This is a genomic window from Hydrogenophaga atypica, from assembly GCF_042665215.1.
GTDB lineage: Bacteria > Pseudomonadota > Gammaproteobacteria > Burkholderiales > Burkholderiaceae_C > Hydrogenophaga > Hydrogenophaga defluvii_A.
The window spans coordinates 1-14232 of record NZ_JBHTCA010000007.1 but is presented as its reverse complement, the minus strand read 5'-3'; the positions used below and the strand labels follow the sequence as shown (position 1 = coordinate 14232).

Sequence of the window (14232 nt, the reverse complement as noted above, 5' to 3'; positions counted from 1 at the left end):
GTCGGAAAACGTCTGCTTTTTGTAGAAAAGTCTCATCAGGTCACGCCTTTTCTTGTGCCCTCAGCCAGGTGTTCGACGGAGGGTCTGATCCAGTGAGGATCATCAAGTTGTTTCTGAATGCATTCACGCAACCACCGATGCGCCGGATCGGCTCGGTGCCGGGGGTGCCACACCATGCGCATGGGTTCCCACTGCACGGTGAAGGGCAACTCGAAAATCGCCAACCCCAATGACGCTGCCATTCCATGCGCGGTGCGCTCAGAAACGCTGGCCACAAGGTCGGTACGCGAAGCTGCGACCAAGGCAGAAAACGTGCTGGGCACCAGCAACACCATCTGCCGTTGCAGACCAAGCGCCGCCAACGCGATATCGACCGGGGAACCATCGCCGGGACGAGGTGTGACACCCACGTGACGCGCCTCGGCAAATCGTTCCAGCGCGGCAGGAGTCTCCAAGGCGTTGAGCAATGGATGCCCCGAGCGAACGGCCCCGACGAGTGATTGTTTCGACAACACATGGGTTTCAGCTTCGGGATCCATCGTGCGGAAACTGCCCAGATCAAGGTCTATTCGTCCGTCGCGCAGGGCGCCTGGATCGGCATGGGTTTCAGGCAGAAATTGCAAGGAGGCCAGCGGCATCTCGCGTTCCAGCGCGCGCGACAGGCTTGCGCCGAAAACAACAGCAATGCCCTCTGGTGCACGCACGACAAAACGACGTCGAACGGCGGCCAAACCTTCAGCTTCTGCCGGTACGCGCAACGCATGTGCTTGCGCCAACAAGGTTCGGATCGGTCCTGCCAACGCCATCGCACGGGGCGTCGGCACCAGCTTTCGGCCGGCTCGCACGAGGATAGGGTCTCCGAACGTTTCACGGATGCGCGCGAGGGTATGGCTCATCGCCGGCGTACTCAGATGCATGCGCGCAGCAGCCTCCGTCACGCTGCAGGTTGCCAGCAGCGCATCGAGTGCTGCGAGCAGATTGAGGTCATAGGTGTTCGCCATAAGAAATCATAAGTTCAATACATTGCACTGTACAAAATTCACTGGGATTCCGACACTGTCGCCCCTTACCTCAAGCAAAGGCACTGTCTCCATGAATCCCCCCTTGAAACCTCCCCTGTGGTCCTTCGGCATGCTCGTTCTGACGCTTGTGCTAGCAGCGCTGGATCAAACCATCCTGTCCACGGCCCTGCCCGCCATCGCACGCGAACTGTCAGGCGATTGGCCACTGGCATGGGTGTTTTCGGCCTACCTGCTGGCAGCAACTGTGGTCATCGTCCTGTACGGCCGAATGGCCGACATCCTGGGCAAGAAATCCATGCTGCTGCTCGCGATTGGCCTGTTTCTTCTCGGCTCGTTGGCCTGCGGCGCGAGTCAGGACTTGCAACAACTCGTCATGGCACGCGCGCTACAGGGCGCGGGCGGTGGCGGACTCATGACGCTGGCCATGTTGACGGTTCCGGACCTGTTTGCACCCGCCCAGCGGGGCCGCTATCAAGGTCTGTTGGCTGCGGCCTACGGCATTTCGACGATGTTCGGCCCACTGTTGGGCGGCACGTTGGTGGAACATTGGTCCTGGCATTGGGCGTTCTGGCTGAACGTACCGCTTGCCGCCTTGGCTTGGGGCGTGCTCGCTTGGGCGCTACCGTCCAAACGACACTTGACGCAAGCATCAACTCCGCAGGAATCACACATTCGGATCGATTGGTTGGGTGCAGCGCTGCTGGCGGCTGCTTTGGTCTTGCTCCTGCTGGCCACGCAACACGGTCAACTGCATCTGTCAGAGCACTTGCCACTGTGGCTGCTGCTGGCTGTCGGCACCGCGTTCACGCTGACGTTTCTTGGGCATCAATATCGAACACCCCATCCCTTGCTGCCCTTGTCGCTGTTCTCTCGCCCAGCCTACACAGCGGTCAGCTTCATCGGTTTCGCCACGGGCGTCGCGCTCTACGTCGCCGTGGTATTCCTCCCGCAATACCTGCAGGTGGGACTGCACCTGTCGCCTACCGGATCAGCATGGCACCTGTTTCCCTTGATGGCCGGGATCACAGTGGCGGCGGTGGTCAGCGGCAAGCGACTCCGCGCGGACACACCACCCGTGTTGCTGGCGAGGGTCGCTTGCACATTGATGCTGCTCTCCTTCGGCCTCATTGTCAGCATGCTGCAATGGCATTCACACGCGCCGTTGGCGCTTTCGGCCGCCTTGTTGCCACTCGGGCTGGGGTTGGGATTGTTGTTTCCCATCGTCACCGTGGTGGCGCAGCGCGTGTCGCCCACCCATCACATGGGCATCGCCACAGCGGCACCCATCATGTTTCGCAGCCTGGGTGGCGCGGCCGGTGTGGCGGTGCTTGCTGCGCTGCTCACACATTGGATGGCCGAGTACATGGCCGCGACGAACGCGCCAGCACACAACGATGCATCCACGGCAGCAATGGGCCACGGGCTGCAACTGGTGTTCGCAAGCGCGGCAGCCGTGGTACTCCTTGCGCTGTGGGTGTGTGGCTGGCTGCCCTCTGCCCAACGGGCGACGGTGCCAGAGGGCGCGGCAAGATGCCGACCTTGAAACAATGCACACCGCTGCAGCACCCGATATCGAAAACCCCTCTCACAGCCACAGGCGCGCTTGCCTAAACTTGGTTGCCAAGCGGCAAGCGGCCCATCATGCCAACCGTCAAAGTGCGAAGTTGTATTCGATGGTCAGCGGCGCATGGTCGCTGAATTTGGTGTCTTTAAAAATCGAGGCGGTCCGGGCTGTTTCCGCCAGAGCCACGGAGGCCAGGTGGTAGTCCAGCCGCCAGCCAACGTTCTTGGCGTAGGCCTGGCCCCGGTTGCTCCACCACGTGTAGCAGGCGTCGGTGGTGTCGGGGTGGAGCTGGCGGTAGACGTCCACCAGCCCACCTGCGGTCAGGGTTTGGGTCATCCAGGCGCGCTCTTCCGGCAGGAAGCCGCTGTTTTTCTGGTTGCTTTTCCAGTTCTTGAGGTCTTGTTCCTTGTGGGCGATGTTGAGGTCGCCACACAGGATGAAGTCGCGCTGGGCCTTCAGCCCCATCAGGTGCGGGTAAACCACATCCAGGAATCGGAACTTGGCGGCCTGCCGCTCTTCGCCCGAGGAGCCGCTGGGAAAGTAGGCGCTGATGACACTGCGCTTTTGGCTGGGCGTGTCAAAGCGCAGTTCGACGTAGCGGCCCTCGCCGTCGAATTCACCGCCGTCAAAACCCACGATGACATCGCTGGGCTCGTGCCGGCTGTAGACGGCCACACCCGAATAGCCCTTCTTCTCGGCAAAGTGGAAGTGCCCCTTGAGGCCGGCCAGCGATTCAAAGCGGCCCGCCACATCCGGCGCCTGCGCCTTGAGCTCCTGCACACAAATACAATCGGGCGCGGTGGCGGCCACCCAGTCTTCCACGCCCTTGGTGGCGGCGGAGCGGATGCCGTTGAGATTGAGGCTGGTGAGTTTGAACAAGGAAAACCCCATGTTGGATTCGGGCACGCAAGACGAACTTGCGCAGGCGTTTGTGCAATTTTCGGTCGAATCGGGCGTGCTGCGCTTTGGGGAATTCAAGACCAAAGCGGGGCGGATGTCGCCCTACTTCTTCAACGCAGGCCTGTTCGACGACGGCGCCAAACTGGGCCGGCTCGCGGCATTCTATGCAAAGCGCATCGTGGACAGCGGGATCGAATTCGACATGATTTTTGGTCCCGCCTACAAGGGCATTCCGCTGGGCGCAGCGGTGGCCATCGAGCTGGCGCGGCTGGGCCGCAACGTGCCGTTTGCCTACAACCGCAAGGAAGCCAAGGACCACGGCGAAGGTGGCACCCTGGTGGGCGCGCCGCTCAAAGGCCAGGTGCTGATCGTGGACGATGTGATGAGTGCGGGCACGGCCGCGCGCGAATCCATCGCGCTGATACGCGCGGCAGGTGCCACCGCCAGCGCGGTGGCGATTGCGCTGGATCGCCAGGAAATGGCCACCGAGATCGGCGCCGACGGTGTGCAACGCGACCTGCCCCACAGCGCTGTGCAATACGTGCGCAACACCCTGGGCCTGCAGGTGTGCACCATTGCCCAATTGACCGACCTGCTGCAGTATCTGGAAACCCGCCAGAACGACCCCGAAGTGGCCCAGCACGGCGCCCGCGTGCGTGCCTACCGGGAACGCTACGGCGTCCAATAAACCCACCACACACACCATGCCATCACAAGCCCGCGCGTCAGCCCGCTCAATCGCCTGCGCTCTGGCGCTGGCCTGGTGTTATGGGGGGCTGGCGCAAGCAGCCATCTTCACCTGTGTGGATGCCCAGGGAAGGCGCATCACCTCCGACCGCCCCATCGCGGCCTGCATGGACCGCGAACAGCGCGAGTTGTCCCCCAGTGGCAGTGTGCGGCGCGTGATTCCCCCCGAACCCACCGCAGAAGAACGCGCGGCACTGGACGCCAAACGCAAAGCCGACGCCGAGCGCGATGCCCGACTGAATGAGGAAAAACGCCGGGAACGCGCCCTGCTCTCGCGCTACCCCAACGAAGCGGCGCACCAGCGCGAACGGGTCAAGGCCCTGGAATCGGTGGACGCCGTGGAAGCAGCCATCCACCACCGCATCGAAGAACTGGTAAAGCAGCGCGCCAAGCTGAACGAGGAAATGGCCTTTTACGCCAAAGACCCCGCCAAGACGCCCCCGCTGCTCAAGCGCCAGTTCAACGACAACAAAAACCTGGTCAGCGCCCAACAAAGCGCGTTGAAGCAGCAAGCCGAAGAACGCCAACGGGTGAGCGAACGGTTTGATGCGGAACTGGCGCAACTGCGCAAGCTCTGGGCGCAGTCAGCTGCGGGGCCAACCACCCGCTGAAGCACAGCGGGCGGCGGGTACGTCAAAGCCCCAGCTTTTTCTTGATCAGCTCGTTGGCCTGGGCCGGGTTGGCCTTGCCCTTGCTCGCCTTCATGACCTGACCGACCAGCGCGTTGAAGGCCTTGTCTTTGCCGGCGCGCACCTGGGCCACGTTGTCGGCGTTGGCGGCGATCACGTCTTCGACGATCTTCTCCAGCGCGCCGGTGTCGTTCATCTGCTTGAGACCCTTGGCCTCGATGGCCGCGTCCACGGTCGAGGACGCATCGGCCCACAACACGTCCAGCACCTGCTTGCCCGCGTTGTTGCTGATGGTGCCATCCGCAATGCGGCCCACCAACGCGGCCAGTTGTTCGGCCGACACGGGCGAGGCAGCGATGTCGCGCTCCTCGGCGTTGAGCCGGCGCGAGAACTCGCCCATCAACCAGTTGCTCACCAGCTTCGCCTGGCCGCTGGCTTTGGCAGCCGTTTCAAAAAACGCGGCCATGGCCGTGCTCTGCGTCAGCATGGTGGCGTCGTACTCGGGCAGGGCGTAGTCGCGCACAAAACGCTCGGCCATGGCGCGCGGCAGCTCGGGCATCTCGGCCTTGACGCGCTCCACCCAGTCGCGGCCAATCACCAGCGGCGGCAGGTCGGGGTCGGGGAAGTAGCGGTAATCGGCCGCGTCTTCCTTGGTGCGCATGGCGCGGGTCTCGCCCGTGTCGGGGTCGAACAGCACGGTGGCTTGCTGGATTTTGTTGCCGTCCTCGATCTGTTCGATCTGCCAGCGCACCTCGTAGTCGATGGCCTGCTGCATGAACTTGAAGGAGTTCAGGTTCTTGATCTCGCGGCGCGTGCCCAGCGGCTGGCCCGGCTTGCGCACCGAGACGTTGGCGTCGCAGCGGAAGCTGCCTTCCTGCATGTTGCCGTCGCAGATGCCGATCCAGGTGACGATCTTGTGCAGTTCCTTGGCGTAGGCAACGGCCTCGGCACTGGAGCGGATGTCGGGCTCGGTCACGATTTCCAGCAGCGGCGTGCCGGCGCGGTTGAGGTCGATGCCGCTCTGGCCAATGAAGTCCTCGTGCAGCGATTTGCCCGCGTCTTCTTCGAGATGGGCGCGCACCAGACGGACGGTCTTTTTCTCTTCGCCGAGGAAGAAACTCACCTCGCCACCCTGCACCACCGGGATCTCGAACTGGCTGATCTGGTAGCCCTTGGGCAGGTCGGGGTAGAAGTAGTTCTTGCGCGCGAACACGCTCTCTTCGGCGATGTGCGAACCCAGGGCCAGGCCCAGGCGGATGGCGCGTTCGACGGCGCCCTTGTTCATCACCGGCAGCGTGCCGGGCAGGGCCAGGTCCACCGCGCAGGCCTGGGTGTTGGGCTCGGCGCCGAAGGCGGTGGGCGCGCGGCTGAAAATTTTGCTCTGGGTGGAAAGCTGGGCGTGGGTCTCGAAGCCGATCACGACTTCGTAGCCGTGCACCAGCAGGGATGTCGTCTGGCTCATGCGAAGGCCTCGGGGGAACGGGTGTGCCAATCGGTGGCTTGCTGGAAGGCGTGGGCCACGCCCAGCAGGCGCGACTCGTCGAAGTAGTTGCCCACGAGCTGCAAGCCCACGGGCATGTTGCCTGCACCAAAACCGGCGGGCACGCTCATACCGGGCAGACCGGCCAGGCTGGTGGACAGGGTGTAGATGTCGGCCAGGTAGTTGGCCACCGGGTCGTCGCTTTTTTCACCGATCTTCCAGGCCACGGTGGGCGCCACCGGGCCAGCGATCACGTCGCACTGGCTGAAGGCCTGCTGGAAGTCCTGCGCGATCAGGCGGCGGATCTGCTGGGCCTTGAGGTAGTAGGCGTCGTAGTAGCCGTGGCTCAGCACGTAGGTGCCGATCATGATGCGGCGCTGCACCTCGGGCCCAAAGCCCTCGCTGCGCGACTTCTTGTACATGTCGATCAGGTCGTCGTACTGCGCCGCGCGGTGACCAAATTTGACGCCGTCGAAACGGCTCAGGTTGGAGCTGGCCTCGGCCGGTGCAATGACGTAATACACCGGGATGGACAACTCGGTGCGCGGCAGGGCGATGTCCACCAGGGTAGCGCCGAGCTTTTCGTATTCGCTGAGCGCAGCGCGCACAGCGGCCAGTACGTCGGGCGCGCAGCCAGCGCCGAAGAACTCCTTGGGCAAGCCAATGCGCAGGCCTTTGAGCGGCTGCGCGGCGGTGGCATCCGCCAGAGGTTTGAGCATGCCGGCGCTGTAGTCCTCGGCGGGACGGTCCAGGCTGGTGGAATCGCGGTCCAGGTCGGGGCCAGCCATGGCGGTCAGCAAGGCGGCGCAATCGGCCGCGCTGCGGGCCATGGGGCCGGCCTGGTCGAGGCTGGAGGCGAAGGCCACCATGCCATAGCGCGAGCAACGGCCGTAGGTGGGCTTGATGCCGGTGATGCCACAGAAGGCGGCGGGCTGGCGGATGGAGCCGCCGGTGTCGGTGCCGGTGGCGGCGGGCGCCAGGCGCGCGGCCACCACGGCGGCCGAGCCGCCCGAGGAGCCGCCGGGAATGCGCGACACATCCCACGGGTTGTGGGCCGGGCCGTAGGCCGAGTTGTCGTTGCCCGAGCCCATGGCGAACTCGTCGCAGTTGAGCTTGCCCAGGGTCACCGCGCCGGCTTCCGCCAACTGGCGCACCACGGTGGCGTCGAACGGGCTCTGGTAGCCCTCCAGCATCTTGCTGCCGGCGGTGGTGGTGAAGTCGCGGGTGACGAAGATGTCCTTGTGCGCCAGCGGCACACCCAGCAGCGGCGTGCGTTCGCCGGCGGCGATGCGGGCATCGGCCGCGCGGGCCTGGGCCAGGGAGGCGTCTTCGTTGAAGGCCAGGTAGGCGCCCAGGCCGCTGTGCTGTTTGGCGCGCGCCAGCAAATGCTGCGCAGCTTCGACGGACGAGGTTTTTTTGTCTGCGATGGCGGCGGCCAGTTCGGCCACGCCCATCTGGTGGATGTCGGCGGCGCTCATTCGATCACCTTGGGCACAAGGAACAGGCCGCGCTCGACGGCGGGGGCGCTTTTCTGGTTGGCTTCGCGTTGGTTGGGTTCGCTGGCGACGTCGTCGCGCAGGCGCAGGGCCACGTGGTCGATGACGGCGGTGGGGTGGGCCAATGGCGCCACGCCGGTGGTGTCCACCGCATTCATCTGTTCGACGATGTCAAAAAAACCATTGAGCTGCGTGAGCATGCGCTCACTTTGATCGGGCGACAGCGAAAGCCGCGCCAGATTCGCGATACGCGAAATGTCGTTGAGTTGCAGGGACATGGGCAGAGCCGGCCTGGAAGCCGGATGTAAAAGTGCGTGAAATGGTCGCCAAATGGCGGCCTGCCTCACAGGCGATGCGTTATTATCCAGCGTTTGTCGGCAGAACCCGCCAAGATGTCCGTCAGATCGGCACACAACGGCACATCGGGCCCGTTTTGCCCCACAGAACCTTTACCGCACTCCCGCCGCACAACCCCTTTCTCCGGGGCGAGGTCCCAGCGAGCCGCCGGCCCGCCCCGACAGGACTATCCAACATGTTCGAAGTTTTCCGTCGGCATTTTTCGACCGACCTGGCCATTGACCTCGGCACGGCCAACACCCTGATTTATGTGCGTCACAAGGGCATCGTGCTGGACGAGCCCTCGGTCGTGTCCATCCGCCACGAAGGCGGCCCTCAGGGCAAAAAATCCATCCAGGCCGTGGGCCACGAGGCCAAGGCCATGCTGGGCAAGGTGCCCGGCAACATCGAGGCCATCCGCCCCATGAAAGACGGCGTGATCGCCGACTTCACGGTGACGGAGCAGATGCTCAAGCAGTTCATCAAGATGGTGCACCCGCGCTCCATGCTCAAGCCGAGCCCGCGCATCATCATCTGCGTGCCCTGCGGCTCCACCCAGGTGGAGCGCCGCGCCATCCGCGAAAGCGCCCTGGGCGCCGGTGCCTCCGAGGTCTACCTGATCGAAGAACCCATGGCTGCGGCCATCGGCGCTGGCCTGCCAGTCTCAGAAGCCTCCGGCTCCATGGTGGTGGACATCGGCGGTGGCACCACAGAAGTGGGCGTCATCTCGCTGGGCGGCATGGTCTACAAGGGCAGCGTGCGCGTGGGCGGCGACCGGTTCGACGAAGCCATCATCGCCTACATCCGCCGCAACTACGGCATGTTGATCGGAGAACCCACGGCCGAAGCCATCAAGAAGAGCATCGGCTCTGCCTTCCCCGGCTCCGAGGTCAAGGAGATGGAAGTCAAGGGCCGCAACCTCGCTGAAGGTGTGCCGCGCAGCTTCACCATCAGCAGCAACGAAATCCTCGAAGCGCTGACCGACCCGCTCAACAACATCGTCAGCGCTGTCAAGACCGCGCTGGAGCAGACCCCGCCCGAGCTGGGCGCCGACATCGCCGAGCGCGGCATGATGCTGACCGGTGGTGGCGCCATGTTGCGCGACCTCGACCGCCTGCTGGCCGAAGAAACCGGCCTGCCGGTGCTGGTGGCCGAAGACCCGCTGACCTGTGTGGTGCGCGGCTGCGGCATGGCGCTGGAGCGCATGGACCGCCTGGGCGGCAGCATCTTCACCAGCGAATAAGCGGGGTCCGAGGCCATGCCCCTGGGCACGCTGGACCGCACGCCACCGCCGTTCTTCAAGCAGGGCCCGTCGGCCCTGTCCAAACTCACCGTGCTCAGCGCGGTGGCCATTGCGCTCATGGTGGTGGACGCCCGATTCAAACTCGCCGAACCGGTGCGCAGCGGGGTCGCGACCGTCATCTACCCGCTGCAATGGCTGGTGATGCAGCCGGTCAAAGGCGCCAGCCTGGTGGCGGGTTACTTCACCAGCCTTCAGGCCGCGCAGAACAAACAGACCGAAGCCACCGAAGCCTTGGCTCGGCAGGCCATGCGGGCGGCGCAGGTGGAACTGCTGGCGCTGGAGAACCAGCGCCTGCGCGAGTTGCTGGGCATTCAACAACGGCTGGCCACACCGTCGCATGGCGCACAGGTGTTGTACGACGCAGGCGATCCCTACACCCGCAAAGTCATGATCGACCGTGGCACCGCCCAAGGCGTGGCGGCCGGTGCGCCGGTGCTGGATGGCCACGGCGTGCTCGGTCAGGTGACCCGCGTCTACCCCCTGAACGCGGAAGTGACGCTGCTGACCGACCGCTCGCAAGCCATCTCGGTGATCAACACCCGCACCGGCGTGCGCAGCCTGGCCTATGGCATGCCCGGCACCGGGACCAGCGGGCTGGAGCTGCGCTTCATTGCCACCCACACCGACATCGAAGAAGGCGACCTCCTGAGCACCAGCGGGGTGGATGGCGTCTACCCCTCAGGCCTGCCGGTGGCCCGTGTCACCCGTGTGGAGCGTGAAACCAGCGCCGCCTTTGCCCACATCGAAGCCGAACCGGTGGCACACATGGATGCCGCCGTGCATGTGCTGGTGCTGCAACTGCCGCCCGCCTCGCCCGAGCCAGGCGCAGCGGCCACCAAGGGAGGCCGACCATGATCATGCGCCCCGGCCAACCGCTGCTGCTGCCGGCGAACCCGCTGTTCATCTGGGGCAGCCTGCTGGCTGCGTTGGGCTTGAACATGATGCTCAACATGGGGGCCGCAGGCCGCGCGGCCTGGGTGCCCGATCTGCTGGCCCTGGCCCTGGTGTTCTGGAACGTGCACCAGCCCCTGCGCATCGGCGTGGGCGTGGCTTTTGCCTTTGGCTTGGCCATGGACGTGCACCTGGGCGCGCTCCTGGGCCAGCACGCCTTGGCCTACACGGCCATGAGCTTTCTGGCCGTCACCATGCACCGGCGGCTGCTGTGGTTCCCGGTGGGTGCGCAGACACTGCAGGTGTTGCCGCTGTTTGCCGCAGCACAGGTGTTGGAGTTGCTGGTGCGGCTGATGGCTGGCCACGGCCTGCCCGGCTGGTCCATCCTGCTGGGGCCCTTGCTGGAAACCCTGCTCTGGCCGCTGGCCAATGTGTTGTTGCTGGCACCCCAGCGGCGCGCCCACGACCCCGACGACAACCGCCCGCTATGACGGACAGAGCCCCCACGCTCCGCCGCTGCGCGGGTCGCTGCCCCCCGAGGGGGCTGATTCGCCTTGGGGCGGCCCGGCGGCGAATCACGCTCGCCATGGATCCTCGACCATGACCGAGCTGCGCAACGTCGAAGCCGAGCTCTCGCGCTTTCGCTTGCGGGTGCTGGTGGCCGGCTTGTTTGTGCTGCTGGCCTTTGGGCTGCTGGTGTCACGCATGGTGACGCTGCAGGTGCTGCGGCACGACCAGTTGTTGGCCCAGGCCGAGACCAACCGCACGGCGGTGCTGCCCGTGGTGCCCCACCGGGGTCAGATACTGGACCGCAATGGCGTGGTGCTGGCCACCAACTACTCCGCCTACACACTGGAGATCACGCCCTCGCGGGTGCCCGATCTGGACGCCACGCTGGACGCGCTCGCCCAGGTGGTGGACATCCAGCCCCGTGACCGCAAGCGCTTCCAGCGCCTGCGTGAAGAATCCAAACGTTTCGACTCCCTGCCCATACGCACCCGCCTGACCGACGAGGAGGTGGCGCGCTTCACGGCGCAGCGCTACCGTTTTCCAGGGGTGGAGGTGCAGGCACGCTTGTTCCGCCAATACCCGCTGGGCGACCTGGCCAGCCATGTGGTGGGCTACATCGGCCGCATCAACCAGCGCGAAAAAGAAGCCATGGACGACTGGCCGGAAGAAGACCAGGCCAACTACCGTGGCACTGAATACATTGGCAAACTGGGCATAGAACAGAGTTACGAACGCCAGTTGCACGGCCAGACCGGTTTTGAGCGTGTGGAGACGTCTGCCGGTGGGCGGGCGGTGCGCTCCTTGGCCAACACCCCGGCGCGGCCCGGGCAAACCGTGATCCTGTCGCTGGACATCAAGCTGCAAAAACTGGTGGAAGACATGTTCGGCCAGCGCCGTGGCGCGCTCGTCGCCATGGACCCGCGCAACGGCGAGGTGCTGGCCTTCGTGAGCAAGCCCACCTTCGATCCCAACCTGTTTGTCGAAGGCATCGACGTCGAGAACTGGCGCCTGCTCAACGAGTCGCTGGACAAACCCCTGCTCAACCGCGCCCTGCGCGGCACCTACCCGCCCGGTTCGACCTACAAACCCTTCATGGCCCTGGCCGCGCTGGAGACCGGCAAGCGCACCACGACCAGCATCACCCACGACCCCGGCTACTGGATGTTTGGCAACCACCGCTTCCGCAGCCACGGCGACCACGGCCTGGGTGCGGTGGACCTGCACCGCAGCATCGTCTCGTCCAGCAACGTGTACTACTACGCGCTGGCCAACGACATGGGTGTGGACATGATCCACGACTTCATGAAGCCCCTGGGCCTGGGGCAGATCACGGGCATCGACCTCAAAGGCGAGGTGCGTGGTGTCTTGCCCAGCCAAGCCTGGAAACGAGGCAACTACAAGAAGCCGGAACAGCAACGCTGGTACGCAGGCGAAACCATCTCGCTGGGCATTGGCCAGGGCTACAACAGTTTCACCATGCTGCAGCTCACACAGGCGATGTCGGTGTTGGCCAACCAGGGTGTCAAACACAAGCCCCGGTTGGCCGTGGCCACCGAAGACCCGGTGCTGCGCACGCGTTTTCCGGTGCCGGCCGAGGCGCCCGAGAACCTGCGCTACAAGCCCGACCACGTCACCGCCGTGCTGCGTGCCATGGAGGGCGTGACCACCGGTGGCACCTCCACCCGCGTGTTCGCCGGTGCGCCCTACCGCAGCGGCGGCAAAACCGGCACGGCGCAGGCCGTCACCATCGGCCAGAAAGACAAGTACGACGCGCGGCGCATGGAAGAGCACCAGCGCGACCACTCGCTGTACCTGGCCTTTGCCCCCTTGGACAAGCCGCAGGTGGCGCTGGCCGTGGTGGTGGAAAACGCGGGTTTTGGCGCCGCACACGCCGCCCCCATGGCGCGCCGTGTGTTCGACTACCTGCTGCTGGGCCACTACCCCAGCGAAGAGGACATGGCGGCCGTGAGCAAAGGCCAGGCCGCCGCGCCGATCGGCAAACCGCGTCTGGCCAGCGACATCAGCCTGGGTCCGCAGCCCTGATGCTCAGGCGCTTGCACGCTCGACCAAGCTGAATCCAATATCGAGAATCGGCTGATCGACCGATCGCCCCTCTACGCGATCGACGATGTACTGCGCCGCCGTCTGACCGATGCGGGTGCCATCGATGCGTACCGTTGTGAGCGCGGGTTGCAAGCTGGCGGCGAAATCCAGATCGCCCAGCCCCACCACCGCGAGTTGGTCCGGCACGGCAAGTCCTCGCGTCTGCGCCTCAATCAGAACCCCGAGCGCCAACATATCTGAGGTGCAGAAAACAGCATCGGTGAGTGGGTGCGCGTCAAGCAAAGCCGCCAGTCCCGCACGTCCCTGCGCTAGCGTGGTGGGCGCGGGGACCAGATGCACGGGAGCCGACACGGCCCAGCCCAACAACTGAGCCATGTGCTTGAACCCTTTCGCACGCCGCTGTGCTCGCTCGTCGTCGCCACACAAAAGCGCCGGCACACGGTAACCCTTGCGATGCAGGTAGGCGCACACCGCTTCACCAATGCGCTCGTTGGAGAAGCCCACCAACATGTCCAGCGGCGAAGCAGTCAAATCCCAGGTCTCGACCACTGGAATGCCCGCAGACAACAAACGGCGGCGGCTGTTCGGTGAACGCAGGATACCGGTCAACACGATACCGTCGGGCCGCCGACGCAGAACGGCGTGCAGGAGTTCATCTTCGCCGTCGGGGCCGTAGCCTCCTTGGCCAATCATGAGCTGATAGCCGCGCTCGGCCAATGCCTGATTGAGCGCGCGCACCATCTCTTGAAACACCGGGCCGGTCAGGGTGGGCAACACGGCCGCCACCAGCCGCGCCCGCGCCGATCGCAGGCTGCCGGCGGTGGCATTGGGCACAAAACCGGTGTGCCGCACGACCTCCAGCACCCGCTCACGCATCGCTTGTGACACCCGATCGGGTTGGTTGATGGCCCGCGAAACCGTCATGGACGACACGCCGGCCAACCGCGCAATGTCATGAATAGTTAAGGCTTGCACCATGAGATAACGATATCACAGGCAGCTTGGCTTTGCCTCCATGAAATCTTTGACTTTTGATAGCGAACTTTCGGGTTATTACCTAGATTTCAATGGGGCATTTTTCGTTAATCTCTCAAATTGTTATCGATAACAAATTATGGGAACTTCCTCCAACTCAAACACCCCGACGGTCTCGTCCATGCGCATCATCCCGGTCGCCGGCCGGGACGGCATGCTGCTCAACCTCTCGGGCGCCCATGCGCCCTTTTTCACCCGCAACATCGTCATCGTCACCGACAACGCCGGGCACACCGGTCTGGGCGAGGTGCCCGG

Annotated in this window: 13 protein-coding genes and 1 pseudogene; 8 read left to right on the top strand and 6 right to left on the bottom strand. The window is 64.5% G+C overall.

Annotated elements, in window-relative coordinates; all coding sequences use genetic code 11:
• Positions 1-35: 35 nt before the first annotated feature.
• A complete protein-coding gene (locus tag ACFQPB_RS11710; RefSeq protein WP_382223377.1) occupies positions 36-1001 on the bottom strand; it encodes a LysR family transcriptional regulator in 966 nt (321 codons plus the stop codon).
• On the opposite strand from ACFQPB_RS11710, the gene ACFQPB_RS11705 reads away from it, so the two are divergent.
• Positions 991-2565, top strand: a complete 1575-nt coding sequence (locus tag ACFQPB_RS11705; protein WP_382223375.1) for an MFS transporter — start codon at positions 991-993, stop codon at positions 2563-2565. The two genes, ACFQPB_RS11710 and ACFQPB_RS11705, sit on opposite strands and share 11 nt — an antisense overlap.
• 108 nt (positions 2566-2673) lie before the next feature.
• Here the strand turns inward: ACFQPB_RS11705 and ACFQPB_RS11700 are convergent, their stop codons facing one another.
• A complete protein-coding gene (locus ACFQPB_RS11700; RefSeq protein ID WP_382223372.1) occupies positions 2674-3477 on the bottom strand; it encodes an exodeoxyribonuclease III in 804 nt (267 codons plus the stop codon).
• Between ACFQPB_RS11700 and pyrE the strand changes: the two genes are divergently transcribed.
• Positions 3476-4174: an orotate phosphoribosyltransferase gene (pyrE, locus tag ACFQPB_RS11695; RefSeq protein WP_382223369.1), complete on the top strand. Its 699-nt coding sequence runs from the start codon at positions 3476-3478 to the stop codon at positions 4172-4174. The two genes, ACFQPB_RS11700 and pyrE, sit on opposite strands and share 2 nt — an antisense overlap.
• A 16-nt stretch (positions 4175-4190) precedes the next feature.
• Positions 4191-4844, top strand: a complete 654-nt coding sequence (locus ACFQPB_RS11690; RefSeq protein ID WP_382223366.1) for a DUF4124 domain-containing protein — start codon at positions 4191-4193, stop codon at positions 4842-4844.
• Positions 4845-4866: 22 nt separating this feature from the next.
• Here the strand turns inward: ACFQPB_RS11690 and gatB are convergent, their stop codons facing one another.
• The 3 genes from gatB to gatC are packed head-to-tail and all read right to left on the bottom strand — an operon-like array spanning position 4867 to position 8116.
• The gene (gene gatB, locus ACFQPB_RS11685; protein WP_382223363.1) at positions 4867-6324 is read right to left on the bottom strand and encodes an Asp-tRNA(Asn)/Glu-tRNA(Gln) amidotransferase subunit GatB; all 1458 of its coding nucleotides are present in this window, start codon (positions 6322-6324) and stop codon (positions 4867-4869) included.
• A complete protein-coding gene (gene gatA / locus ACFQPB_RS11680) occupies positions 6321-7820 on the bottom strand; it encodes an Asp-tRNA(Asn)/Glu-tRNA(Gln) amidotransferase subunit GatA (protein WP_382223360.1) in 1500 nt (499 codons plus the stop codon). The genes gatB and gatA overlap by 4 nt, the downstream gene beginning before the upstream one ends.
• A complete protein-coding gene (gatC, locus tag ACFQPB_RS11675; protein WP_382199915.1) occupies positions 7817-8116 on the bottom strand; it encodes an Asp-tRNA(Asn)/Glu-tRNA(Gln) amidotransferase subunit GatC in 300 nt (99 codons plus the stop codon). Before gatC ends, gatA begins: the two co-directional genes overlap by 4 nt.
• Before the next feature lie 254 nt (positions 8117-8370).
• Here gatC and ACFQPB_RS11670 point away from each other — a divergent pair, with 254 nt between their 5' ends.
• The 4 genes from ACFQPB_RS11670 (at position 8371) to mrdA (ending at position 12921) form a co-directional block, all read left to right on the top strand.
• Positions 8371-9417, top strand: a complete 1047-nt coding sequence (locus tag ACFQPB_RS11670; protein WP_382199913.1) for a rod shape-determining protein — start codon at positions 8371-8373, stop codon at positions 9415-9417.
• 15 nt (positions 9418-9432) lie between these two features.
• Positions 9433-10332 (top strand): rod shape-determining protein MreC, encoded by a 900-nt coding sequence (mreC, locus tag ACFQPB_RS11665; protein WP_382223357.1) that lies wholly within the window; start codon positions 9433-9435, stop codon positions 10330-10332.
• Positions 10329-10859: a rod shape-determining protein MreD gene (mreD, locus tag ACFQPB_RS11660; RefSeq protein WP_382199909.1), complete on the top strand. Its 531-nt coding sequence runs from the start codon at positions 10329-10331 to the stop codon at positions 10857-10859. Before mreC ends, mreD begins: the two co-directional genes overlap by 4 nt.
• 109 nt (positions 10860-10968) lie before the next feature.
• Positions 10969-12921: a penicillin-binding protein 2 gene (gene mrdA / locus ACFQPB_RS11655; RefSeq protein WP_382223355.1), complete on the top strand. Its 1953-nt coding sequence runs from the start codon at positions 10969-10971 to the stop codon at positions 12919-12921.
• A gap of 3 nt (positions 12922-12924) precedes the next feature.
• On the opposite strand, the gene ACFQPB_RS11650 is transcribed toward mrdA, so the two are convergent.
• Entirely contained in the window at positions 12925-13920 is a 996-nt protein-coding gene (locus tag ACFQPB_RS11650; RefSeq protein WP_382199905.1) for a LacI family DNA-binding transcriptional regulator, read from the bottom strand.
• A 136-nt stretch (positions 13921-14056) separates the two neighbouring features.
• Here ACFQPB_RS11650 and gudD point away from each other — a divergent pair.
• Positions 14057-14232, top strand: a pseudogene (gudD, locus tag ACFQPB_RS11645) (glucarate dehydratase); the annotation flags it as partial.

Excerpts from the sequence above, each read along its gene's own strand:
- ACFQPB_RS11710 (WP_382223377.1), bottom strand. The coding sequence starts at position 1,001 with ATGGCGAACACCTATGACCTCAATCTGCTCGCAGCACTCGATGCGCTG.
- pyrE (WP_382223369.1), top strand. The coding sequence starts at position 3,476 with ATGTTGGATTCGGGCACGCAAGACGAACTTGCGCAGGCGTTTGTGCAA.
- ACFQPB_RS11700 (WP_382223372.1), bottom strand. The coding sequence starts at position 3,477 with ATGGGGTTTTCCTTGTTCAAACTCACCAGCCTCAATCTCAACGGCATC.
- ACFQPB_RS11690 (WP_382223366.1), top strand. The coding sequence starts at position 4,191 with ATGCCATCACAAGCCCGCGCGTCAGCCCGCTCAATCGCCTGCGCTCTG.
- gatB (WP_382223363.1), bottom strand. The coding sequence starts at position 6,324 with ATGAGCCAGACGACATCCCTGCTGGTGCACGGCTACGAAGTCGTGATC.
- gatA (WP_382223360.1), bottom strand. The coding sequence starts at position 7,820 with ATGAGCGCCGCCGACATCCACCAGATGGGCGTGGCCGAACTGGCCGCC.
- gatC (WP_382199915.1), bottom strand. The coding sequence starts at position 8,116 with ATGTCCCTGCAACTCAACGACATTTCGCGTATCGCGAATCTGGCGCGG.
- ACFQPB_RS11670 (WP_382199913.1), top strand. The coding sequence starts at position 8,371 with ATGTTCGAAGTTTTCCGTCGGCATTTTTCGACCGACCTGGCCATTGAC.
- mreC (WP_382223357.1), top strand. The coding sequence starts at position 9,433 with ATGCCCCTGGGCACGCTGGACCGCACGCCACCGCCGTTCTTCAAGCAG.
- mreD (WP_382199909.1), top strand. The coding sequence starts at position 10,329 with ATGATCATGCGCCCCGGCCAACCGCTGCTGCTGCCGGCGAACCCGCTG.
- mrdA (WP_382223355.1), top strand. The coding sequence starts at position 10,969 with ATGACCGAGCTGCGCAACGTCGAAGCCGAGCTCTCGCGCTTTCGCTTG.
- ACFQPB_RS11650 (WP_382199905.1), bottom strand. The coding sequence starts at position 13,920 with ATGGTGCAAGCCTTAACTATTCATGACATTGCGCGGTTGGCCGGCGTG.